Origin of the sequence: Cryobacterium sp. SO2, from assembly GCF_026151165.2 — a bacterium.
Classification (GTDB): domain Bacteria; phylum Actinomycetota; class Actinomycetes; order Actinomycetales; family Microbacteriaceae; genus Cryobacterium.
Genome location: NZ_CP117849.1, coordinates 3,458,790 through 3,480,968, shown reverse-complemented (window position 1 = coordinate 3,480,968; position 22,179 = coordinate 3,458,790). Strand labels below are relative to the sequence as shown.

The 22,179-nt window shown below is 68.0% G+C and carries 19 protein-coding genes and 3 tRNA genes; 10 read left to right on the top strand and 12 right to left on the bottom strand.

Annotation, left to right across the window (positions count from 1 at the left end; genetic code table 11):
• Window positions 1–22: 22 nt before the first annotated feature.
• Complete coding sequence (locus BJQ94_RS16450; RefSeq protein ID WP_265398531.1) at window positions 23–907, top strand: glycosyltransferase; 885 nt, start codon at window positions 23–25, stop codon at window positions 905–907.
• Between the two features lie 39 nt (window positions 908–946).
• Here BJQ94_RS16450 and BJQ94_RS16445 read toward each other — a convergent pair whose 3' ends face one another.
• Window positions 947–2,446: a DUF4082 domain-containing protein gene (locus BJQ94_RS16445; RefSeq protein WP_265398532.1), complete on the bottom strand. Its 1,500-nt coding sequence runs from the start codon at window positions 2,444–2,446 to the stop codon at window positions 947–949.
• Between the two features lie 388 nt (window positions 2,447–2,834).
• Here BJQ94_RS16445 and wecB point away from each other — a divergent pair, with 388 nt between their 5' ends.
• Window positions 2,835–3,998, top strand: coding sequence for a UDP-N-acetylglucosamine 2-epimerase (non-hydrolyzing) (gene wecB / locus BJQ94_RS16440; RefSeq protein WP_265398533.1), 1,164 nt, complete (start codon window positions 2,835–2,837; stop codon window positions 3,996–3,998).
• Window positions 3,999–4,037: 39 nt separating this feature from the next.
• On the opposite strand, the gene BJQ94_RS16435 is transcribed toward wecB, so the two are convergent.
• The 6 genes from BJQ94_RS16435 to BJQ94_RS16410 form a co-directional block, all read right to left on the bottom strand.
• Window positions 4,038–5,042, bottom strand: coding sequence for a glycosyltransferase family 4 protein (locus BJQ94_RS16435; RefSeq protein ID WP_265398534.1), 1,005 nt, complete (start codon window positions 5,040–5,042; stop codon window positions 4,038–4,040).
• Between the two features lie 80 nt (window positions 5,043–5,122).
• Window positions 5,123–5,854, bottom strand: coding sequence for a hypothetical protein (locus BJQ94_RS16430; RefSeq protein WP_265398535.1), 732 nt, complete (start codon window positions 5,852–5,854; stop codon window positions 5,123–5,125).
• 250 nt (window positions 5,855–6,104) lie between these two features.
• Complete coding sequence (gene wecC, locus BJQ94_RS16425) at window positions 6,105–7,361, bottom strand: UDP-N-acetyl-D-mannosamine dehydrogenase (RefSeq protein ID WP_265398536.1); 1,257 nt, start codon at window positions 7,359–7,361, stop codon at window positions 6,105–6,107.
• A complete protein-coding gene (locus tag BJQ94_RS16420) occupies window positions 7,354–8,199 on the bottom strand; it encodes a WecB/TagA/CpsF family glycosyltransferase (protein WP_265398537.1) in 846 nt (281 codons plus the stop codon). Before BJQ94_RS16420 ends, wecC begins: the two co-directional genes overlap by 8 nt.
• Window positions 8,200–8,201: 2 nt before the next feature.
• Window positions 8,202–9,410 (bottom strand): hypothetical protein, encoded by a 1,209-nt coding sequence (locus tag BJQ94_RS16415; RefSeq protein ID WP_265398538.1) that lies wholly within the window; start codon window positions 9,408–9,410, stop codon window positions 8,202–8,204.
• The gene (locus tag BJQ94_RS16410; RefSeq protein WP_265398539.1) at window positions 9,407–9,994 is read right to left on the bottom strand and encodes an acyltransferase; all 588 of its coding nucleotides are present in this window, start codon (window positions 9,992–9,994) and stop codon (window positions 9,407–9,409) included. Before BJQ94_RS16410 ends, BJQ94_RS16415 begins: the two co-directional genes overlap by 4 nt.
• Before the next feature lie 730 nt (window positions 9,995–10,724).
• Here BJQ94_RS16410 and BJQ94_RS16405 point away from each other — a divergent pair.
• The 3 genes from BJQ94_RS16405 to BJQ94_RS16395 all read left to right on the top strand — a co-directional run bounded on the left by BJQ94_RS16405 (window position 10,725) and on the right by BJQ94_RS16395 (window position 13,481).
• Window positions 10,725–11,108, top strand: coding sequence for a hypothetical protein (locus BJQ94_RS16405; RefSeq protein ID WP_265398540.1), 384 nt, complete (start codon window positions 10,725–10,727; stop codon window positions 11,106–11,108).
• 118 nt (window positions 11,109–11,226) lie between these two features.
• Window positions 11,227–12,468, top strand: coding sequence for an MFS transporter (locus tag BJQ94_RS16400; protein ID WP_345893454.1), 1,242 nt, complete (start codon window positions 11,227–11,229; stop codon window positions 12,466–12,468).
• Complete coding sequence (locus BJQ94_RS16395) at window positions 12,465–13,481, top strand: hypothetical protein (RefSeq protein ID WP_265398542.1); 1,017 nt, start codon at window positions 12,465–12,467, stop codon at window positions 13,479–13,481. The genes BJQ94_RS16400 and BJQ94_RS16395 overlap by 4 nt, the downstream gene beginning before the upstream one ends.
• 15 nt (window positions 13,482–13,496) lie before the next feature.
• On the opposite strand, the gene BJQ94_RS16390 is transcribed toward BJQ94_RS16395, so the two are convergent.
• From BJQ94_RS16390 to BJQ94_RS16375, 4 genes are all read right to left on the bottom strand, one after another.
• Window positions 13,497–14,288 carry a transglutaminase family protein gene (locus BJQ94_RS16390; RefSeq protein WP_265398543.1) on the bottom strand — a complete coding sequence of 264 codons (792 nt, stop codon included), beginning with the start codon at window positions 14,286–14,288 and terminating at the stop codon, window positions 13,497–13,499.
• Between the two features lie 128 nt (window positions 14,289–14,416).
• Window positions 14,417–14,489, bottom strand: a tRNA-Phe gene (locus tag BJQ94_RS16385).
• Between the two features lie 69 nt (window positions 14,490–14,558).
• Window positions 14,559–14,635, bottom strand: a tRNA-Asp gene (locus BJQ94_RS16380).
• A gap of 77 nt (window positions 14,636–14,712) precedes the next feature.
• Window positions 14,713–14,785: transfer RNA gene (locus BJQ94_RS16375), tRNA-Glu, on the bottom strand.
• Window positions 14,786–15,100: 315 nt separating this feature from the next.
• Between BJQ94_RS16375 and BJQ94_RS16370 the strand changes: the two genes are divergently transcribed.
• A complete protein-coding gene (locus BJQ94_RS16370) occupies window positions 15,101–16,504 on the top strand; it encodes a M23 family metallopeptidase (RefSeq protein WP_265398544.1) in 1,404 nt (467 codons plus the stop codon).
• Window positions 16,497–17,888 carry an NlpC/P60 family protein gene (locus BJQ94_RS16365; protein WP_265398545.1) on the top strand — a complete coding sequence of 464 codons (1,392 nt, stop codon included), beginning with the start codon at window positions 16,497–16,499 and terminating at the stop codon, window positions 17,886–17,888. The genes BJQ94_RS16370 and BJQ94_RS16365 overlap by 8 nt, the downstream gene beginning before the upstream one ends.
• Before the next feature lie 79 nt (window positions 17,889–17,967).
• On the opposite strand, the gene BJQ94_RS16360 is transcribed toward BJQ94_RS16365, so the two are convergent.
• Window positions 17,968–18,459, bottom strand: coding sequence for an inorganic diphosphatase (locus BJQ94_RS16360; RefSeq protein ID WP_265398546.1), 492 nt, complete (start codon window positions 18,457–18,459; stop codon window positions 17,968–17,970).
• A 45-nt stretch (window positions 18,460–18,504) separates the two neighbouring features.
• On the opposite strand from BJQ94_RS16360, the gene tilS reads away from it, so the two are divergent.
• From tilS to ftsH, 3 genes are all read left to right on the top strand, one after another.
• Window positions 18,505–19,536 (top strand): tRNA lysidine(34) synthetase TilS, encoded by a 1,032-nt coding sequence (tilS, locus tag BJQ94_RS16355; RefSeq protein ID WP_265398547.1) that lies wholly within the window; start codon window positions 18,505–18,507, stop codon window positions 19,534–19,536.
• Complete coding sequence (hpt, locus tag BJQ94_RS16350) at window positions 19,523–20,083, top strand: hypoxanthine phosphoribosyltransferase (protein ID WP_265398548.1); 561 nt, start codon at window positions 19,523–19,525, stop codon at window positions 20,081–20,083. The genes tilS and hpt overlap by 14 nt, the downstream gene beginning before the upstream one ends.
• 86 nt (window positions 20,084–20,169) lie before the next feature.
• Window positions 20,170–22,176 (top strand): ATP-dependent zinc metalloprotease FtsH, encoded by a 2,007-nt coding sequence (gene ftsH, locus BJQ94_RS16345; protein ID WP_265398549.1) that lies wholly within the window; start codon window positions 20,170–20,172, stop codon window positions 22,174–22,176.
• The last annotated feature ends 3 nt before the right edge of the window (window positions 22,177–22,179 follow it).

The window sequence follows — 22,179 nt, the reverse complement described above, 5'->3', positions numbered from 1 at the left end:
CAGTCCCACGACGGACACTACAGTGGCCGTCATCGTTGTGACCTGGAACAGCGCCGCGGTTCTGGGCGACCTGATCATGTCCGTACAGGCATCCGAAGTCAATGGCCGTGTGCGGTTGATCGTGGTCGACAACGCCTCCCAGGACGGGTCGGTGGCTCTTGTCCGGAGCCTCATGCCCGACGCACAGATCGTGCAGACGGGCCGCAACGCCGGTTACGCTGCCGGCGCGAACGCGGGCATGGTCTCGGCCGAAGGGGCCGACGCCTTCCTGCTGGTCAATCCTGACGTGAGGCTCGCGCCGGGCGCCATACAGGCCATGGTCGACGAGATGCACACAACGGGCGCGGGAATCGTCGTCCCCCGGCTGACCGACCAGTTCGGTGCGCTTCGATCATCCCTCCGCCGGGAACCGACCGTCGCGCGCGCCTGGGGTGAAGCCATGCTCGGGGGCCATCGCGCGGGCCGCATCCCGGCGCTGGGCGAGGTGGAGGAGCGCCCAGAACTGTACGACCGGCCCGGACGGGCGGACTGGGCCACGGGGGCGGCGCTGCTGATTTCACGGCCCTGCTGGGTGGCGGTCGGCCCCTGGGACGAGTCGTACTTCCTGTATTCGGAGGAAACCGATTTCGCGTTGCGAGCCAGGGACGCCGGCTTTGAGCTGCGCTACACACCGGCCGCTGTCGCGGTGCATTTCGAGGGCGACTCCCATGAGTCCGCCGCGCTGTTTGCCCTACTCTCCCGCAACCGGGTGAAGCTGTTCAGGTCGAGGCACGGCCGGGTGCCGAGCACCTTGTTCTGGGCCGGCGCACTGGTGGGTGAGCTGATCCGGGTCAACCGGCCTGTTCGCCGGGCGGCAGCGCGTGCGCTGATGGGAGTGGGCCGCGGCATCGCCGGACCCACTCCCTGAACGCCTACGCCCGATCGGGGGCGATGGGGCGGCCTGAGATCAGTAGCTGCTCATCGGAGCGCTGCTGGTCTTGCCGTCGTTGGTGTACGAGTTGTTGGTCCAGGTCACCGGACCCACCTCACCGATGTAGGCGGTGGGACCGTAATAGCCGACCTTCGACGAGAACTTGGTCCAGAACATGTTGTTCTTGTAGGTGATGCCGCTTCCGCCGCCCCACATCGAGTAGTTCCCGCCGGCGACCAGGTTGTGGTCCACGACGATCTTCGAAGCGATCTTGGGGAATCCCATGGCCGCGGTCATGCCGCTGGTTCCGCCCGAGGCCCACAGCTCAACCGTGTTGTCCTTGATCAGGGCAGGCTCCGTGGTGTCGTCTCCGGCCTGGCCGGGGTAGTGCAGGCCGTCGTAGTGCACGCCGCCGTCACGGAAGGTGAAGTCGTGCACCCAGTTGCCGACGAGCTTCGCGTTGTCGCCGTAGATGCTGATGCCATCGCCGGCGATCCGGGACACATTGTTGCGGCTGAATTCGGGGTACTCGCCGACCAGCTTCACTCCGTTGATGGGGTTCTTGGTCCAGTCTGTGGCTGACGTTCCCCGGATGTCGTTGTCGAGCACCTTGACGCGGTCACCGGTGACATGCAGAGCGGCCTGGTCCCAGGAGACTTCGGTGGGCCCCTGGATGATGTTGCCCTGCACAGTCACGTCGTCGGCCTCAATGCGCAAACCGGCCGGGATGATGCGGTTCGTGATGACGGTTCCGGGGACGGTGACGGTCAACGGGCCGGTGTACGCCTGGGTCGGGTTGAATCCGGCTGCAGCGGCACCGGTATTCGTGGCCCCGGCGAACGCTCCTGCCGCGGGGGCAGGCGCCGAGGTCGGCTTCGGCGTCGGAGTCGGAGTCGGGGTCGTAGTCGGCTTCGGCGTCGTGGTCGGAGCCGTTGTGGGTGCAGGAACCGGCGTCGGTGCGGAGGTGGACGTGCTGGAGGCCGAGAAGACGACATCCGTCCAGTAACCGGCCGAATTCCAGGACTTCGTCGGGAATGCCGGGGCCGAACCGTACGCGTACGTTCCGCTGCCGGCCGCGACCGACAGGGAGGTGGTCGAAACCGCCGGCGCGTTCAGCTTGGTGGTGGCCACGTAGCGCCCGTTGGGGGCGTGGTAGGAGGCAACGTAGCGAGTCCCCGCCTTCACCGAGACGGGAGTCGAGAAGCGCACGGTCTGCCAGCCGCTGGTTGTTTCGGCCGTGAACGTGGCCGTGGCGAGCTTCGCTCCGCTCGCCGACCAGAGGGTACCCGTGTGCTTTCCGCTGTTCTCGGCGGTCTTCCAGAACCGCACACCGAGGATCTGGCCGGCCTTTTTGGCGGTGAAGGTCGTGCCCAACTCGACGCTGGCACGATCGCTGTCGACGACGGCCCCAGGAGGAGCCTTTGTGCCCCACAGGGTCTCGGTCGCGGGTGCCGTGGCAGAGGCGAGAGGAAGCGCGGTGGCCGGAACGGCCGCGCCGAGGACGAGCGCCAATGAGGCGGCCGCGGCGACTGCCACGCCCGCGATTGCCGATCGCGGGCGGGAATGAATGGTTCGGAATTGCATGGAACATCTCCAAGTACATAGGAACGTGGACCCAGAGAACGTAGGGATTCAAAGTGCCGGGAAACCGACGGGAAGACGCCCCCCAAATGGCCCGCCGGAAAGCCCATCCTTACATTGCCCATCCGAGGAAAACAAACGAAACCGGAAGCCTGGAACTCTCTCGAAGGTCACCTGTGAGGAAGAATCAAGTCCCCTAACGGGGGATACCTCACTCGATTGATGAGGAATTATCATGGTTGAGCGGTCGGGGTTCCCACCATGATCTGGCCAAGCGTCACTCAGCAGGATGCGGGCTTTCATCAGGGAGTCTGCTCTCGACAGATGAAGCATTGGGGCGTTCATGCTCACCATCCTTGTGGTCTACGGAACTCGGCCGGAAGCGATCAAACTGGCACCGGTGTTGCGTGCGATGGACGCGTCTCAGAGCCTTGATCCCGTGATCGTCGTCACCGGCCAACATCGGACGATGCTCGACCAGGTGAACACCCTGTTCGGCATCCGCCCCCACTACGACCTCGACGTTCTGACGGGCCGACCGGATCTGGCCGGAATCACCTCTCTGGTGATGTCGGGACTCGGCCCGATCCTTCAGGAGCGCCGGCCCGACCTGGTGGTCGTGCAAGGGGATACCAGCACAGTGTTCTCGGCGGCGCTCGCCTCCTTCTACGCACGTATCCCGGTTGCCCATGTTGAGGCGGGATTGCGCACGGGGGACCGCTACGACCCATTCCCCGAAGAGATCAACCGTCGCCTCACCACCGCCCTGGCATCGCTGCACCTGGCACCGACGCCCACCTCGCGAGCGAACCTCCTCGCTGAGGGCATCCGGCCCGACACCATCCACGTCACCGGGAACACCGTGATCGACGCGCTGCTGGACGTCACGGCACGCCAGATCGCCCCGATCAACCCGGTGTTGTCCCGGGTGGATCGCGCCGAGCGCGTCGTGTTGGTCACCAGCCACCGGCGCGAGAACTGGGGTGCTCCGATGGTCGGCATCTCTCGCGCGATTGCCCGGCTTGCCCACCGCTTCCCCGGGGTGCTTTTCGTGCTCCCAGCCCACCTGAACCCCACAGTCAGGGAAGCGCTCTTGCCTGCCCTGGTCGGGGTGCCGAATGTACTGGTCACAGAGCCGCTGGATTACGTCGACCTGGCGTATGTGATGGGTGCCTGCACACTCGTGCTGACCGACAGCGGAGGGATTCAGGAGGAGGCGCCGAGCCTGGGAAAGCCGGTGCTGGTGTTGCGGGAGACGACCGAACGACCCGAAGCCGTCATCGCCAATACGGTGCGCCTGATCGGCACCGATGAAGACCGTATCGTGGCCGCCACAACCGAGCTACTCACCGACCCGGTCGCCTACGCGGTGATGGCGCACGCCATCAACCCGTACGGCGACGGCCAGGCCGCCGGGAGGATTGTCGGGGCCATCGAGCACTACTTCGGCATCGGTGAGCGGCCGGTGGAATTCGTGGCTGCAACGCGGGATGCCGTCACGGTGTGACCCGGCCTCCGGGGGTGGTCGCTCGGAAGCTGTGGTCGCTCAGAAACTGTGGCCACTCAGAAGCACCGCCAGCTGGCTAGCCATTGTGGCCGTGTTGAACTCCTCGACGGCGGCCCGGCGCCCGGCGGCGCCCAAACGCGCTCCGCGGGCCGGGTCGAGGGCGCTCAGGATGTTCGACGCCAAGGCGTCGGCGCTTCCGGGCTCAGAGAGCAATCCCCACCGGTCGTGGCCGACGTAGCGCTGAACCCCTGGCCTGTCTGTGACCACCACCGCACGCCCGGTGGACATTGCCTCCAGGGTCGCCGTCAGTCCGGAAATGTGCAGGTTGGGCCGGGTGGCGACCGCGACGACGCTCGCCCGTGCATACTCTTCCCTGAGCGCGGCGTGGCTCATCAGGGGCAGCCGGGTGACGCCGGCCGGTACCGCCAGATCACCCGTGAATTGGACGCGAAGAGCCACCTCCGGTCGTTCGCCATGCACGATCGAGAGGGCGGACAGCAGGGTCGGTATGTCCCGGTCCGCATCGTTGCCGACCGAGAGGACGGCGGGTTCCTGTGGCTGCTCGCGGCCGACGAAGAAGTCCGTGTCGACGCCGAATTGCAAGAATTCAACCCGCACTCGTGGTCCGACCATCTTTCGCAGCGGTTCAAGCTGGGCGTCACTCGTGACCCAGACGAGGTCAGGCGTGCCCAGCATGCGGAGGATGGCACCGGCGCGAGCACGTGCCAACGCACCCCGGTCCCGTTCTGTGGCCCAGACCACCCCGAAGGCGAATCGTTCACCGTGGCCGCCAGCGCGCAGCCTAAGCGCCGCATGCTCGTCCCAGGCTATAGACCAGTCCGGAGACGCGTCGCGGGACACGAGCCCGGCCAGGAGCCGTCCCTTGTCCGGCGCGCTCAGTCGAGGCAGCGCAGACGTGACCAGGTCGATGCCGCTGTCGCGAAGCCTGTTCATCCCGTAGGGAAGGGCGTCCGGCCTGCGGCCGTTGGCGTGTTCCGAGGTCCATTCGCCGAGATCCGTCTCTGCGGGGAAACCGAATTCCACGCGCACCTGCCACCACCGTTTCCTGAGTCGTTGCCCCGCACGAGTCGTGTCTGGACGTTAGCGCGATCGCGACCGCGCGGCTACGGCCCGAGGGGAGCGCCCTCGCTTGAGCCATCGTCCGTATAGGCGTTGTCAGTCCACACGACGTCGCCGCTCTCTCCCACGTACGCGGCCGGGCCATAGAAGCCGACCTCGTCAGAGAATTTGGTCCAGAACAGGTTTCTGGTGATCGTCGTGCCGGGGCCGCCTCCCATGAGGGCATAGTTGCCTCCAGCTATGAGGTTGTGGTCGACCACGATGCCCGGCGAGAGATCGGGGAGTCCGAGGGCCGCAGTCATGCCGCTGTCGACCGAACCGAGAACCCAGAGTTCGATGGTGTTGTCCTGGATGAGGGCGGCCATGGCCTGATCGTTCCCTGGCGTGGGGTAGTGCAGGCCATCGTAGTGAGCGCCCCCGTCGCGCACCACGAAGTCATGAACCCAGTTTCCGATGACCGTGGCGCCCTCGCCATACAGGCTGATGCCGTCCCCGGCGATGTGGTTGACGTCGTTTCGCGCGAACTGTACCGACGCGCCCACCAACTTCACACCGTTGATCGGGTCCTGGGTCCAGTCGGATGCCGAGGTTCCCCTGATCAGATTGTCGAGGATCTTCACCCGCTCCCCTTCCACCCGGAGGGCCGCCTGGTCGAAGGACAGCGCGGTGGGGCCCTCGATGATGTTGCCCTGCACGGTCACGTCGTTCGCCGCGATGACCAGGCCGGCGGGGATGACTCGGTTCGTGATCACCGTTCCGTCGACGGTGACGGTCATCGGCCCGGCGTATCCGGAGGTGGGAGCGAATCCTGCAGCGAATGGGCCGGTGTTCCCTGGCCCGGCGAAGGCGGCCCCTGGGGCAGGCCCAGGTGCCGTTGTCGGCACGGGAGCAGGAGTTATGGTCGGTGCCGGCACCGCGGATGGGGCGGGTGGGGGAGCCTGCAGCGCCGTGATTGCCAGGGCCGCGCCAACGATGACGGCAACTGAGCCTGCCGCCACGATCAGCCAGGTCCTCCCTCTCGCCACCCTAGCGCCAGGCGCCCCGGGTATCGAAGACCACCCGGCCTTCCAGGCGCGTCTTCGGGATCGAGGTGAACTGATCGTGGTCGACGAGGAGGACGACGATGTCGGCGTCGTCGAGCGCCCCCGACAGGTCCTGCAGGCGCACATTTATCCGCCCGTCGAGGCGGGCCGGGAGGGAGAGCGTGAAGGGCTCCACGACCCGGATGTCGAGGTCGGGGTGGGCGTCGGCGATGGCGACCACGACATCTACTGCCGGGCTCTCCCGCATGTCGTCCACGTTGGCCTTGAACGACAGGCCAAGACAGGCCACGGTCGGTTCCCGGAACCGTGAGGCCTTGTCGCCGACCTGCTGTGCCACGTGCAGGGGCTTGGAATCGTTGACCTCACGCGCGGTGCGGATAATGCGCGCGAGGTCGGGCGCAGCGCCGACGATGAACCACGGATCGACGGCTATGCAATGCCCGCCCACACCCGGCCCCGGGCTGAGGATGTTGACCCGGGGATGGTGGTTGGCGAGGCCGATGATCTCCCAGACGTCGAGCCGGAGCCGCTCGCTGATGAGCGACAGCTCATTGGCGAACGCGATGTTGACGTCCCGGTAGGCGTTCTCCACCAGCTTCGCCATCTCCGCGCTGGCGGCGTCGGTCGTGAGGATCTTGCCCTGGGCGAACACCCGGTACAGGGCAGCCGCCTTGTCGGCGCAGCGGCGGGTGATGCCACCGATCACCCGGTCGTTCGTGATCATCTCGATCATGATCCGGCCAGGAAGCACTCGTTCGGGGCAATGCGCAACGCAGACGTCGGACATTCCGTCGACCTCGTGCGGAAACCGCAGGTCGGGCCGCAGGACGGCCAGCCACCTGCTGACCTGGTCAGTGGTGCCCGGCGGGGAAGTGGATTCGAGCACAACGAGGTTGCCTGGCTTGAGGTTGGGGGCGATCTGGTCGACGGCAGCCCTGATGTAGGACAGGTCGGCCGAATGGTCTGGCAGGAAGGGGGTCGGCACGGCGATGATGAAGGCGTCGGCCTCGGGCACGACCGTTGAGGCGGTGAGCCGGCCCACACTGACGGCGCCGCTCACGGCTATCGCGAGGTCGGGTTCCACGAACGGAACCCGCCCGAGTGACACCGCCTCGACGATCGCCTCGTTGATGTCGACGCCGGCGACTTCGATTCCGCGGGTGGCCAGGGCCACGGCTGTGGGCAGCCCGATGTATCCCAGGCCCAGGATTGCAACCCGTCCGGTGAAGGTGTCATCCATCTTCGGGGTCGCCCGTCTCTGTTCGCTGTGCAGTAGTCGGCCCGTTCACGGTGTACGTCGTCGTCGGGTGGATGCGCTCCCTCAGGGTGAGTGCGATGAACGCGGTGTTGGTGAAGAGGTACCGGTTCCAGAGCCGGCCAGGTTCCTGCAAGAGGCGGTAGGCCCACTCGAAGCCCAGACGCTGCCAGCGCTCTGGAGCGCGCCGAGTGACTCCGGCCAACACGTCGAATGACCCGCCGACGCCGTGCAGGAGGGGCACGTTGAGCTCGGCGCCGTATCGTGCCAGGAAGTTCTCCTTCTTCGGCGACGAGATGCCCAGGAACAGCATGTCGGCCCGACTGTGCGCGATGGTCGCGGCAATGCCGGCGGCCTCGCTGTCGGCGAAATAGCCGTCTCTGCTGCCGGCGACGATCAGCCGGGGATACCGCATTCTTACCCGCTCCAGTAGCTGGTCGAGGACCTCTCTTCTGGCGCCCAGGAAGTAGACCGAGCGCCTCTCGCGGTTCGCCGCTTCGAGGAGCCGTTCGAAAAGATCGATTCCGGCGATCCGTTCCGGCAGCGGGTGGCCGAGGATTCGGCTGGCCCAGACCACTGACTGGCCGTCGGCAAGCAGCACGTCGGCCTCGAGCAACGAGGAGCGCAGCTGCGTATCCGTTCGCATCTTGACGATCTTCGCGGCGTTGACGACGCCGATCAGGAACCGCAGGTGTTCCTCGGTGCCGTGCTGGGCCCGGTCGAGCACTTCGCCCATGGTCAGGGCGTCGATTTCCAGGCCGAAGAGAGGCTGCCGGGCGCTGTGCGTATCCCGGGAATGGTCGGTGGTTGAGTCGTGCGACATGGTCAGTCCTCCGTTCCTCGGAGCGGGCCGGGTCGGTCCGTGGATCCCCAGGCATAGACGAGCCAGCCCAGTTCATACGGGCGGCATTCGTGGTCGATCTGATTGGCCGGCAGCACAGTATCGAGTCCGGGTAGATGCCAGTCGGCCCGGATCGAGGTGGTGACGGCGGAGAGTTTGCGAGCGGCCTTCGCGGGTTCACGGCGGCCGACCTTGCGCCACACCTGCGCCCACTGGGTGGAGATGAGATCGTCGATGACCTCAGGATGGGTCTCCAGCCAATCCAGGCCCAGCCGGATGGCGTCGGCGTGGTCGTCCCCACCGGCTGCCGCGAGGTCGGCGAGGGACATCGGCGCCATAGCGTGCTGGTGCACGCTGTACACGGGGTATCCCTCGACGACGGTGCCCAGGCGCGCGTCGTAGTGCCACCACCACTGGCCGGCCGCACCCTGCAGGGCGCAGATCTGTGCGGCGGCGCGGTTGGCCGCGGCCAGCGCTATGGCGTCACCGGTGAGGCCGGCCAGCCGGGCCAGCGCCTGGATGGGGTACACCTGGTCGGCGAAGCAACCGACGTGGGCGCGCCAGCGCCCCAGCGACCGGGCGGGGAGCGCGTGCGGGAAAATGCCCGCTTCCCCCTGGGCGGCCAGGAGCCGGTCACGCGCCAACAGGGTGACGCGCCGGGCCCGGTCGGTGATGCCGGGCGCCGTCAGCGTCGGCGCAGCAGCGACGGCTCGGTCGGAGGCGACGGCCGCGGTGAGCATCCAGGCGACGTCGACGGTGGGCAACGGGCGGGCGCCGGTGAGCAGACGCTCGATTCGCTGCATGAGGCCGTCGTGCGCAACGCCGGCGGCTTCGGCCGAGGCCCAGGCCGCGAGAGCGATGGCGCCGGGGTCTGCATCGTGGGCGGCCTGCTCCGTCAGCGCGGTCACGAGTTCGGGCAGGGTGACAGACCCCAGCACGCTCGCTTGGTCCCTGCCGCCGAGCCGGGACAAACCGAGGGCGACGATGGCGGCGTATCGGAGGCTCTGACCTTCGCGAACGAGGTCGATGCGGTCCGGGAGTCGCACGGCCCGCATGGTCTGGGCGAAACCGCCGCTGTCGGGGATGAACGAGGCAGAAAGGCCGCGCACGGCGAGGGTCACCAGGGCGTCCACCCGTGCCGGGTCGGTGGGATCACGCCGCTGCGCTGCGGGAGTGGGGGGTGGGGATGTCATTGGAGGGTCAGTTGCCCTTCGTGTTCCAGGTAGCGTTCGCCGGTTGCCGGGCAGCTGAACTCCCCGGCACCCTCCCTCGTCAGAGGAATCCCGCTTCGACCCACCCAACCGACCTGCCGTGCGGGCACGCCGCGAACCAGGGCGAAGTCCGGCACGTCCCGCGTGACCACGGCGCCTGCGGCCACCATGGCCCAGCGCCCGACGGTCACCGGCGCGACGCAGACCGCCCGGGCCCCGATTGATGCCCCCGTACGCACCGTTACTCCCACCAGGACCCAGTCGTCGGCCGACTTTCGCGAACCGTCGACGTTGATCGCCCGCGGAAACTGATCGTTCGTGAAAACGGCCGCGGGGCCCACGAACACCCCGTCCTCCAGGAGAGCCGGTTCGTAGAGGAGAGCGTAATTCTGCACCTTGCAGTTCTTGCCGAGGATCACCCCAGGACCGATGTACGCTCCGCGGCCGACAGTGCATCCGGGGCCGAGCAGGGCGTATTCGCGCACCTGGCCGAGGTGCCAGATCGCACTACCAGGGCCGATGACGGCCGTGGGGTCGATGTCGGCGGTAGTGGCGATGTCCATCATCGCGTCCGCATCCGGGCGGGACCGGCTGCGCTGCTCCCGGTTGCGGCGGTGAGGGATTGGGGGTTCGGGTGGGTAGTCGGGGGAGAGTCACGGTGATTCCCTGCCGTTCGGGTGTACGGGTGGAGCCTCGGGTGGTCCTGGGCCCGCCATCACTGGAGCCGCGGGCTGGAGGACTGGTCACGAACTGACGATCTCTCAGCTTGATACGACCAGACCATACTCGGATGGGTATTGGCCCGCTGTGACCCGTTCGGGGGCGAGCGGCACCCCCGGCCAGAGGGCATATTCGGGGCCGTTGCCCCACAAACGAGGGTCGCAACCGCAGGGCGACCCGGATACTGTCTGCACCGACGCCGCCGGTCGATCGAGAGGGGGGAGGACGATGACTGCTCTCGCCCGCCGTCGCGGCCTGATGCTGGGATTGGTACTTGCGGTCGCCGCTGGTAGCGGCATTGCGGTGGCTGCCCTGGCGCCACTGGGGGGACCTGTCCTGACCGGAAGTCCGACGCAAGCGGGCGCAACACCCAGCTCGTCGGCCCAGCCTGATGGCGCGGGCGACACTCCTGCCGGTCCAACGTCGGCGGCACCGGATGCCGCCGCCACGCCACCGGGCGGCACCTCGACGTCGAGCGCCGCACCTGAGGAACCCCTGGCGGAAGGTCCCGCCGTCGACCCGGACTCGGGGGTCGAGGTGCAGCCTCCGGCCGGTGACGGTGCCGAGGAGCCGGCCTTGCCTCCGTCAGAATCGGTCGCCCCTCTCCTGCCGGCCCCCGCACCGCCCACAGCCACCGCGGAGGGGGAACTCGTCGCCGGATTCCCCAGCTTCATCAAGCCGGCCCCGGACTCGCGGGTCTCGGCATCCATGGTGACCTCGGAGGGGGCCAACGTGCAGGCGGCGTTCACGGCTACCAGCCAGAAAGCGCCGGAGACCGTTCGGGAATACTTCGATGAGATCTTCGGTCAGGTCGCTCTGCAGCCGGCCCCGGCCCCGGCCGTCGGTGGGTCAACGGCGTGGGTCTATACCCGCGGAGCGGAAAGCGTGACGGTGACACTGACGCCGAGCGCCGCCGGAGGCTGCGGCTACTCGATCCTGGCAACTCTTGTCGCCGTCTGAGCCGGGGCCCAGCTGCCCCTCCGGGGCTTGACGGGCGGCGCACATGTACATCTCTTTTGCGGACCGTGGTTCGTCCCCGAGACGGCGAGGCACCGCGACCACGAGGGTCTCGTCGGTCGTGGTCAGCCTCGGCATCGTCAGCATGCTCACCGACATCTCGTCGGAGTCCGTCGCGGCGATCCTTCCCCTGTACCTCACCACCGTCATCGGTCTGTCGCCGATCGCCTACGGAGTCATCGACGGCCTCTACCAGGGGGTCAGTGCGATCGTGCGGATCTTCGGCGGGTGGGCCGCCGATCGAAGCTCGGAACCGAAATGGGTGGCTGTAGCGGGCTATGGCATCTCGGCGCTCGCCCGGGTCGGCTTCCTGATGGCCACGGGTTTCGGGGCCATTGTCGGCATCGTCACCCTGGACAGGCTGGGCAAAGGCATCCGCACGGCGCCGCGGGACGCGATGATCACCGCCGCGTCGCTCCCGGACGACCTCGGCCGCTCGTTCGGTGTGCACAGGATGCTGGACACGATCGGCGCTGCAGCCGGGCCGTTGCTGGCCTTCCTGGTGCTATTGCTGATGCCAACCGGGTACAGCACAGTTTTTGTGCTGTCGCTGGGGTGTGCTTTGGTGGGGTTGGTGGTGCTCGGGCTGCTGGTTCCCCGCCACCCGGCGCCGTACCCGGCCCCGCCCGAGCCTGCCAGGGGCGACCCGGTCGGAGCCATCGGCTCTCCGCCCAACGTCACCAACGCAGCGACAGCGGTGCGCCCGTCCTTCAGGTGGCGCGCTCTGGCCGACCCTGGGCTGCGCAAGGTGCTCCTGGTCGCCGGGCTCTGCGGCCTGTTCACCGTGGGTGACGGCTTCGTTTATCTGGCGCTGCAGGCCAGGACCGACTTCGCCGCGGCCTGGTTTCCCCTGCTCTACGTTGGCACCAACGTGGTGTTCCTCGCTTTCGCGGTGCCGCTCGGCCGGCTGGCCGACCGCTGGGGGCGGGCCAGGGTCTTCGTCGGGGGCCACGCCGCCCTCGCCGCCGCGTATCTGTGCGCCGCAGTGCCGCTCGGCACCGTGGCGCCGACCATCATCTGCTTGCTGCTGCTCGGTGTGTTCTATGCCGCGACCGACGGTGTGCTCGCCGCACTGGCCGCGCAGTTCGCGCCGGCGGGATCGACCGCCACCAGCCTGGCTGGAGCCCAGACGGTCGTCGCCGTCGCCCGGTTCCTGGCCTCGGCGGCATTCGGGGTGCTCTGGTACGCGGTCGGCTCGACCCAGGCGTTGTTCGGCTTCGCCGCTGCCCTGCTGCTGATGCTCCCCGTGGCCTGGTTCATTCTGCGCAGGCCGGCCAGGCCGGTGGGACCGGCGGCTCGGTGAATCGCCGGGCAGTGGCGGCGACCTGCGCGGTCGCCATCCTCATCGCCGTCCTGGCCTACGCGGGCACCGAATTCCTCGGCTACCGTGCCAGGCAGGCAGCGCCCAGCGAGGTCGATACCGTCACCGCCCCGGCAGGCATGGGCGACACTGAGGCGGCGATACTGTTCCGCAACACCGCCCAGGGTGCCGGTTACGGCGCGGTGGCGAGCGTGTCGCGGGACGACCCCTCTGGCGAACGAGCTCTGATGCCGGTCGCCTGCGACCGGGTCGACGCAACAGCATCGAGCCGTATCTGCCTCAGCATCGACCGCGGTGTGGTCACGACCTTCACGGCCACCAGTTACGACAGCCAGTGGCAGCCGCTGGCCACCTGGCCGTTGCCCGGAGTGCCGAGCCGCACCCGGTTTTCCGACGACGGCCGGCTGGTGGCGTACAGCGCGTTCATCACCGGGGAGTCATACGCCACCATCGGCTTCTCCATCTCCACCACGATCGTCGCGCTGGAAGGCACCGCCGCCCCGGTCGACCTCGAAGACTTCACCCTGACCGTGAACGGAGACCCCGTGACCAGCGCGGACCGCAACTTCTGGGGGGTGACCTTCGGCACGGACGACAACACCTTCTACGCCACCGGGGCGTCCGGCGGCCAGACCTGGTTACTGAGGGGCGATCTGGCGGCGCGCACTCTTGTCGCGATCCGGGACAACGCCGAGTGTCCGTCGCTGTCGCCGGACGGCACCAGGGTGGCGTACAAGACCCGTGTCGACGCGGCATCCGCCGCTGACTGGAACATCGCCGTGCTCGACCTTGCGACCAACCGGCAGATAGTGCTGCCCGAGGATCGCAGCGTCGACGATCAGGTGGAGTGGCTGGACGACTCCACCCTGCTCTACGGCCTTGCCCGGGCGGATGCTCCGGGGGACAGCGACGTCTGGTCGATCCCTGCGGACGGGACCGGGGCGCCGGAGCGACTCATCGAACACGCCTGGTCACCCGCCGTCATTGGCCCCTGACGGCGAGCAGATCTATCAGCGCAACCGCGCGAGCTCGGTCACATCGTCGCGGGGCAGTACGTCGGCCACGGCCGTTACCGTGAGTACATTCAGCAGCACGGCGGCACCGGCCGAGGAGAGGAAGGCGGTATCAGCTGCGTCCCGACCCGTCGCGATGCGCATGAGGGACTGGCGCGGCGCGAGACCGGTCGCGTCGACGACCTGCCAGGCGCCGTCGAGATAGGCCTCGGCCACGGCGTGGAAATCCATCGGCGACAGCCCCGGCGCGTATACGGAGACCAGCCGGGCCGGCACGTCGTGTGCGCGCAGGAAGGCGATGACCAGGTGGGCGTAGTCACGGCACACCCCTTGCCGGGCCAGCAGGGTGCGCACGGCGCCGTCGGTGGGGAGGCTGGCGCCGGGCACATAGCTGAGATGGGAGCCGACCCAGGCGGTGATCGCCTCGAGCAACGCGGTGCCGGTGAGCCCGCGGAACTCGGCCTGGGCGGTCGGCCACAGGTGATCGGACTCGCAGTACCGGCTGGGCCGCAGGTACCGCACGATGTCGATGTCGCTCACCTCGGGCGCCTCGGACTCGCCGGTGACCTCGACGGTGTAGTCGATGTCGATCCGGCCGGCCTGCACCGAGATGAGTTGCAGGCGGGTGCCGTGCTGGTCGAGGGTCTCCCGGTATTCCAGCTGGATGCCGTTCTGCACGATCCGCAGGAGCTCGGTGGCGGTGGCATCCGCGGCGACGGTGATGGACAGGACCAGCTCGGCGGCCCCGAGGGCTTCGAGCTCGAGATGCGCGGAAGCAGAGCGTGTCATGCCCACATCGTCGCATACATCCGCGAGCTGTGAGAAGAACCCCGAACGCGCCCGCTTTGGGGGTTCAGCTCACGGCTTGCGGGCATAAAAGAAGGCCACCCCCCGGTAGAAGCCCAGGGAATGGCCAGTGGCCCCGACCGGCGTCGATCCGGTGACCTTTCGATTTTCAGTCGAACGCTCTACCAACTGAGCTACAGGGCCTCGAATGCGGCTGCAAGAGACGCCTTCGAAAGGACGAAAAGCCCCTTCTTTCGAAAGGGCCTGTCGCCTTGGCGACCCTGACCGGACTTGAACCGGCGACCTCCGCCGTGACAGGGCGGCGCGCTAACCAACTGCGCTACAGGGCCAAACTTTGTTACATGTCGTGCTGTGGTGCTGGTGTTTCTGTCTTACTTTTCTTGCCTAGTACAACCTACAGTATGCGTAGCCCCAACGGGATTCGAACCCGTGTTAACGCCGTGAAAGGGCGCCGTCCTAGGCCGCTAAACGATGGGGCCTTGCTCGCCGGAAGCTTGACAACTTCCGACGCATAATCATAAGTGGCAAAAGGCCGATTGCCCAAATCGGCCCACTCCGGCGCGTCGGGCGGAATTCGCCGGGGGGCCGTGTGCCCAATGATTCCGGGCGAGTCGACCGGTTTGGCGTCCAACCGGTTCGGCGTGTCGCTTCGCACCGCGCCCGCGAATGGTTCGGGTTTTCGGGGGTCGGCGGGTTAGATTTTTGACCGAGCCTGGGCGTTCAGCCGGGTTTGTTATTGTGACGAGTGTTACCACAGTGACGGATGTGACTAACAAAAGCCCGATCGGGGAGTTATGAAGCGCACGGCAACCGTGATCAGCCGCACGATGAAGGCTGGTCTGCACCGGATGCGGCCGACCCGACGGCACCAGGCCCGGCCGGGCTCGAGCGCCCGCCGGCTCGGAATGGGCATCACCGGTTTCACCGCGGCCCTCACTCTCGCGGTAACCCTCGCCAGCCCGATCAGTCCGGCCATGGCCGTGGACTACCCCAGCTGGGACGACCTCCAGAACGCTAAGTCCAACACCGCCGCCGCCGCCAACCAGGTCACCGAGATCCAGAACCTCATCGCCGGCCTGCAGGCCGAGGTGACTCGAACCCAGGCCGAGGCTGAGGCCCGCGGGCTCGAACTGCAGGAGGCCCAGGAGAAGTTCGACGACGCCAGCCGCCGTGCCACCGACCTGCAGACCCAGGCTGACGCCAGCAAGACCGAGGCCGACGCCGCCACCCGCCAGGCCGGTCAGCTGGCCGCCCAGCTCTACCGCACCGGCGGTAGTGACCTCAGCGTGAACCTCTTCATCGACGGTCAGGAGAGCGGCGAAGGCGCCGACGAGCTGCTGTCCAAGCTCGGCAGCATGAGCAAGCTCGTCGAGCGCAGCACCGATGTCTACGAGCAGGCGCAGACCGCGAACAACACCGCGCAGTCCCTCGGCGACCAGGCCGCCATCGCCCAGGCCGAGCGTGAGACCCTCCGCATCGCCGCAGAGGCCGCCATGGCCGCAGCGCAGGAGGCGGCGGAGGCCGCGGCGGGCGCTCTCTCCGAGTCCGAGGCCAAGAGCGTTGAGCTCGAGGCGCAACTGCAGTTTATGCAGGACGCAGAGGCCACCACGGCGGCCGCTTACCAGGCCGGCGTGATCGAACGGGCGCGCATCGCGGCCGAGGAAGCCGAGCGGGCCAGGCAGGCGGCGATCGCGGCCGCCGCAGCGTCCGCGGCCAACTCGTCCAGCGGGGCGGCCACCGGAACCGCGGGGGCCGGCCTGGCCGGCGGACAGATCGGCACCCAGGGCTGGGCCGTCCCGGCCGGAGGCCGTATCACGGGCGGCTACGGCCCGCGCGCCGTGATCTGCAGCGGTGGTTGCAGCGGCTCGTTCCACTACGGCACCGACATCGGCACCGGCTGCAGTGCCCCCATTTACGCTGCCGCAACCGGCACCGTCACCTACGCCGGCCGATACGGCACCTACGGCAACTTCATCCTGATCAGCCACGGCAACGGTGTCGAAACCGGTTACGCGCACATCCGCGACGGCGGCATCTTCGTCTCGGTCGGCCAGCATGTGGACGTCGGGCAGAACATTGCCAGCTCAGGCACCACCGGCGCATCCACCGGCTGCCACCTGCACTTCGAGGTGCGCACCGGCGGCAACCGCATCAATGCCGTTCCGTTCATGTCCGATAGGGGAGTCCCACTTGGCTGACACCACACCCATCCGCCGCTCACGGCGCACCTCGGCAGCACTGTTGTCCGCCGCGATGATCGGCTCCGTGACCGCCGCAGCCGGCGTCGCCGCGCCGGCATTTGCCGACGAGGACTACCCGAGCTGGGACGAGGTGGCCAAGGCCAAGGAGAGTGAGGCCACCAAGGCCACGGAGATCACGAATCTCACCGGCCTGCTCGACGGGCTGCAGGAGTCCTCCTCGGCGGCGTCGCGCGCTTCGCAGATGACCGCTGAGGCCTATCGGATCACGCAGGACGACCTCGACGCGGCCACAGCGCGCGAGGACAGCCTCAACAAGCAGTCCGCCGTCGCCCAGACCGCCGCAGACACGTCGAAGATGCGGGCCGGCCTGATCGCCGCGCACCTGGCTAAGACCGGTGCCCAGGACCTCTCGCTGAACCTCTTCCTCAACGGCAACACCGCAGACGATCTGCTCAGCCAGCTCGGCACCGCCAGCAAGCTCAGCGAGCAGTCGGAGACCATCTACCGGCAGGCCGTGCAGGACAAGAACACCGCGGAATCCCTCATCGCCCAGGCCGCCGCGGCCACCGCGGAGCGGAAGCGCCTGGCCGTGGAATCCAAGGAGAAGTACGACTCCGCGAACGCCGCCGCGGTGAGCGCCCAGGCGGCGCTTGACGTAGAGCTGAAGAAGTCGGCCGAGCTGTACGAACAGCTGGCGTTGCTCAAGGACACCACCGCCGAGGTCGAACGCGAGTACCAGACCGGGCTGGATGCCGCCGCCTCTGCCGCCGCATTCGCCGCGGCGCAGGCCGCTGCCGCCGAGGCCGCCGCCGCCGAGCCACCGGCCGAGTCCGTTCCGGAGACCCCGGCTGCCCCCGCGGCTCCGGCGGCTCCCGTCGTTGCCGCTCCGGCCGCTCCGGCGGCTCCCGCGGCCCCGGCCGCAGAAGAGCCCGCCAGCGCGCCGGCCTCCGGCGGGTCCACGCCCATCGAGGCTCCGGCGCCCGCGGCCCCCGCCGCGCCGAGCGCCTCCGCCGTGGCCACCGCAGTGGCCTTCGCGCAGTCCCAGCTCGGCGACGCGTATGCGCTCGGCGGCTCCGGCCCCGACGTGTGGGACTGCTCCGGCCTGACCAAGGCGGCGTATGCCGCTGCCGGCATCTACATTGGAACGCACTCCGCCACCAACCAGTACAACACCATGGCCAGCCAGGGAAAACTCGTCTCGCTCTCCAATGTGCAGGTGGGTGACCTGCTGTTCTGGGGCGTGCCCGGCGACTACTACCACGTGGCGATCTACGTCGGCGGCGGGCAGATCCTCGAAGCGCCCAACCCCACCGCGCCGGTGCGGGTGCACAGCATCTGGTCGCCCGGCCAGGTGGCACCGTATGTGGGCCGGCCGTCCTGACGGACGCCGTTCGGCAGAATGACGGAAGCCGCGTCCCCTAGGGGACGCGGCTTCGGTCGTTTCAGCGGTGCTGTGCGGGTCAGTGACCCTCTTCGACGAGCTTCTTGAGCCCGTCTCGCACGATCTGGTCGGCCTCAGCGGCGTCGCCCCAGCCCTCGGTCTTGACCCACTTGTTGGGTTCGAGGTCCTTGTAGTGCTCGAAGAAGTGCTCGATCTCCTTGCGGGTGTACTCCGGGATGTCGGTGACATCCTGGATGTGGTCCCAGCGCGGGTCGCCGGCGGGAACAGCGATGACCTTGGCGTCTGAACCGCCGTCATCCGTCATGTTGAACACGCCGACGGGGCGCACGGACACGCCGACGCCGGGGAACAGCGGGAAGTCCAGGAGCACCAGGACGTCGACGGGGTCGCCGTCGAGCCCGAGGGTGTTCTCGAAGAACCCGTAGTCGGTGGGGTACACGAAGCTCGTGTACAGCACCCGGTCGAGGTAGACCCGACCGGTTTCGTGGTCCACCTCGTACTTGTTGCGGCTACCGCGTGGGATTTCAATGACTGCGTCGTATTCGGCCATGGCCGTCTCTCTCCCTTATTCGAAGTCTGCGGATAACGTTACTGGATGGAGTCCATTCGCCGCCCGCGCCTGTCGCCGGCCATCGCCGACATGCGCCGCGCCGTGCGTGAGCTCCTGCCGGAGGCGGGCCTGGTGCTGGTGGGCCTGAGCGGGGGAGCGGACTCGCTGGCGCTGGCCGCGGCGACGGCGTTCGAGGCGCCGCGGGCGGGGCTCACCGCCGGCGCCGTGATCGTCGACCACGGGCTGCAGGCCGGGTCGGCCGCCGTCGCCGCCGCCGCGGCCGACCAGGCCAGGCGACTCGGCCTCGATCCGGTTGTGATCGTTCCGGTGACCGTGACGGATGCCGGCGGCGACGGACCGGAGGCGGCCGCCCGCACGGCGCGCTACGCCGCGTTCGAACACGCGCTCTCCGGCACGGGGGCCGTGGCCGTGTTCCTCGGGCACACCCTCGACGACCAGGCCGAGACCGTGCTGCTGGGCATGGCCCGTGGCTCCGGTGCCACGAGTCTGCAGGGCATGGCCGCGGTCAGCGGGCCGTATCGGCGGCCGCTGCTGGGCATCCGCCGCGCCCAGACCAGGCAGGCCTGCCTGGACGCCGGCCTGGACGCCTGGTCTGACCCCCAGAACCTCGATGCCCGGTATGCCAGGGTGCGGGTGCGCGAACGGGTGCTCCCCGTGCTCGAGGACGAGCTCGGCCCCGGCATCGCCGAGGCACTCGCCCGCACGGCCGAGATCCTGCGCGAAGACGCCGACGCCCTCGAGGCCCTGGTGCGCGAACTCGCCCCGGAAATCTGCGAACCGGCGGAGGCCGGCATCGGCGTGTCCGTCGCAGCGTTGGCCGCAAATCCGGCCGCCATCCGGCAGCGGATGATCCGCCACGTGGTCGCCAGCGAGTTCGGTGTGTCCCTCGAACGCAGCCACACGCTGGCCGTCTCGCGGCTCGTGACGCACTGGCACGGGCAGAATGCGCTCGACCTGCCAGGCGTTAGAGTGGAACGGCAGGGGGGGATGCTCGTTTTTTCAGCTCCTCGACACACTCAAAACAAAGGACCCTTCCGCTCCCATGGAACCTCGTGACATTGACGGCGACCTCACCGAAATCCTGATCGAGGAGGCCGAGATCCGCACTCGCCTGGCCGAGATGTCGCGGCAGATCGAAGCGGACTACGCCGGCAAGGACCTGCTGCTGGTGGGCGTGCTCAAGGGCGCGGTCATGGTGATGGCCGACCTGGCCCGCGAACTGGTGCACCCGGTCACGATGGACTGGATGGCCGTCAGCTCCTACGGTTCTGGCACCCAGTCCAGCGGCGTCGTGCGGATCCTCAAGGACCTCGACACCGACCTGCACGGCCGCCACGTGCTCATCGTCGAAGACATCATCGACTCCGGCCTGACCCTGTCCTGGCTGATGGCCAACCTCAAGTCCCGCGGGCCCGCGTCGCTGGAGATCTGTGCCCTGCTGCGCAAGCCCGATGCCGCCCGCGTCGAGATCGACGTGAAGTACCTGGGCTTCGACATCCCCAACCAGTTCGTCGTGGGCTACGGCCTCGACTACGCCGAGAAGTACCGCAACCTGCGGTCGGTCGGCGTGCTCGCTCCGCACGTGTACTCCACCGGCGAGTAGGTTCACAGCCGTACGACATCCTCCAGTTCACCTTTGGGCGAACACTCGGTGTTCCCCCAGTACGAGAGCGGTAGCCTGTGACCACCATGAACGTCAAGAAACTTCTGCGCGGGCCGCTCCTCTACATCATCCTGGCTGTCATCGCCGTCTGGGTGGGGTCGAGCCTCCTCACCATGTCGGGCTTCCGCGAGATCTCCACCCAGCAGGGACTGGATTTCCTGAAGGACGGGAAGGTCTCCGAGGCGAAGATCGTCGACGGCGAACAACGCGTCGACCTCACCCTCACCAAGGCGGATTCGACCTACGGCGAGCAGGTGCAGTTCTACTACGTCGCTCCCCGTGGTGAAGAGGTCGTCAACGCCGTCACGGCCGCCGACCCGAAGGACGGCTTCACCGACGAGGTTCCCCAGTCGAGCTGGTTCCTGTCGCTGCTCGGCATCCTGCTGCCCGTGCTGCTGATCGGTGCCTTCTTCTGGCTGATGCTCTCCGGCATGCAGGGCGGCGGCAACAAGGTCATGCAGTTCGGCAAGTCCAAGGCCAAGCTGGTCTCCAAGGAGACCCCGCAGGTGAGCTTCAGCGATGTCGCCGGAGCGGACGAAGCCATCGAGGAGCTGCAGGAGATCAAGGACTTCCTCAAGGAGCCCGCGAAGTTCCAGGCCGTCGGCGCCCGTATCCCGAAGGGTGTACTGCTGTACGGCCCTCCCGGAACCGGTAAGACCCTGCTGGCCCGCGCCGTCGCCGGCGAGGCCGGCGTTCCGTTCTACGCGATCTCCGGTTCAGACTTCGTCGAGATGTTCGTCGGTGTCGGTGCCAGCCGCGTGCGCGACCTGTTCCAGCAGGCCAAGGAGAACTCCCCGGCCATCATCTTCGTCGACGAGATCGACGCCGTCGGACGCCACCGCGGCGCCGGCATGGGCGGCGGCCACGACGAGCGCGAGCAGACCCTCAACCAGCTCCTGGTGGAGATGGACGGCTTCGACGTCAAGACCAACGTGATCCTCATCGCCGCCACCAACCGGCCCGACATCCTCGACCCCGCGCTTCTGCGCCCCGGGCGCTTCGACCGGCAGATCGGCGTGGATGCGCCGGACATGCTCGGCCGCAAGCGCATCCTCGAGGTGCACGCCAAGGGCAAGCCGATGGCCGCCGGTGTCGACCTCGAAGTGCTCGCCCGCAAGACGCCTGGCTTCACCGGCGCCGACCTGGCCAACGTGCTCAACGAGGCCGCGCTGCTCACGGCCCGCTCCAACGCGCAGCTGATCGACAACCGCGCCCTCGATGAGGCCGTGGACCGCGTCATGGCCGGCCCGCAGCGCCGCACCCGGGTGATGCGCGACCAGGAGAAGCTGATCACCGCCTACCACGAGGGCGGGCATGCGCTCGTGGCCACGGCCATGCGCAACACCGACCCGGTGACCAAGATCACCATCCTGCCGCGCGGCCGTGCCCTGGGTTACACCATGGTCATGCCGCTCGAGGACCGCTACTCGGTCACCCGCAACGAACTGCTCGACCAGCTCGCTTATGCCATGGGCGGCCGGGTTGCCGAAGAGATCATCTTCCACGACCCCACCACCGGCGCCTCGAACGACATCGAGAAGGCCACCGCCACGGCCCGCAAGATGGTCACTGAGTTCGGCATGAGCTCCGATGTCGGACCGCTCAAGCTCGGTTCGGGCTCAGGCGAGATGATGTTCGGCCGTGACGTGGGCCACCAGCGCGACTACTCCGAGCGGCTCGCCGAGCGGGTGGACACCGAGGTGCGCCAGTTGCTCGAGAACGCCCACGACGAGGCCTACACGGTGATCAACGCCAACCGGGCGATCCTCGATGACCTGGCCGCGAAGCTGCTCGAGCACGAGACACTCGACCAGACCGCTCTGGTGGAGATCTTCGCCGGCGTCGAAAAGCTGCCGCCGCGCCCGCAGTGGCTCTCCAGCGACAAGCGACCCGTGTCGGACCTGCCCCCGATCAACATGCCCACACCGAAGGCACCCATCGACGGTGCCGCAGCGGACGGCGTGATCTCCAGTGGCGACACGGACAAGCCCAAGCGCACCCCGGTCCGCAAACCGCGCCCCGCAACAGCGTAGAAC

Excerpts from the sequence above, each read along its gene's own strand:
- BJQ94_RS16430 (WP_265398535.1), bottom strand. The coding sequence starts at position 5,854 with ATGACCGTCACCGTCGACGGAACGGTGATCACGAACCGAGTCATCCCC.
- BJQ94_RS16415 (WP_265398538.1), bottom strand. The coding sequence starts at position 9,410 with ATGACATCCCCACCCCCCACTCCCGCAGCGCAGCGGCGTGATCCCACC.
- BJQ94_RS16410 (WP_265398539.1), bottom strand. The coding sequence starts at position 9,994 with ATGATGGACATCGCCACTACCGCCGACATCGACCCCACGGCCGTCATC.
- ftsH (WP_265398549.1), top strand. The coding sequence starts at position 20,170 with ATGAACGTCAAGAAACTTCTGCGCGGGCCGCTCCTCTACATCATCCTG.
- BJQ94_RS16420 (WP_265398537.1), bottom strand. The coding sequence starts at position 8,199 with ATGTCGCACGACTCAACCACCGACCATTCCCGGGATACGCACAGCGCC.
- BJQ94_RS16390 (WP_265398543.1), bottom strand. The coding sequence starts at position 14,288 with ATGACACGCTCTGCTTCCGCGCATCTCGAGCTCGAAGCCCTCGGGGCC.
- wecC (WP_265398536.1), bottom strand. The coding sequence starts at position 7,361 with ATGGATGACACCTTCACCGGACGGGTTGCAATCCTGGGCCTGGGATAC.
- BJQ94_RS16360 (WP_265398546.1), bottom strand. The coding sequence starts at position 18,459 with ATGGCCGAATACGACGCAGTCATTGAAATCCCACGCGGTAGCCGCAAC.
- wecB (WP_265398533.1), top strand. The coding sequence starts at position 2,835 with ATGCTCACCATCCTTGTGGTCTACGGAACTCGGCCGGAAGCGATCAAA.
- tilS (WP_265398547.1), top strand. The coding sequence starts at position 18,505 with ATGGAGTCCATTCGCCGCCCGCGCCTGTCGCCGGCCATCGCCGACATG.
- BJQ94_RS16370 (WP_265398544.1), top strand. The coding sequence starts at position 15,101 with ATGAAGCGCACGGCAACCGTGATCAGCCGCACGATGAAGGCTGGTCTG.
- hpt (WP_265398548.1), top strand. The coding sequence starts at position 19,523 with ATGGAACCTCGTGACATTGACGGCGACCTCACCGAAATCCTGATCGAG.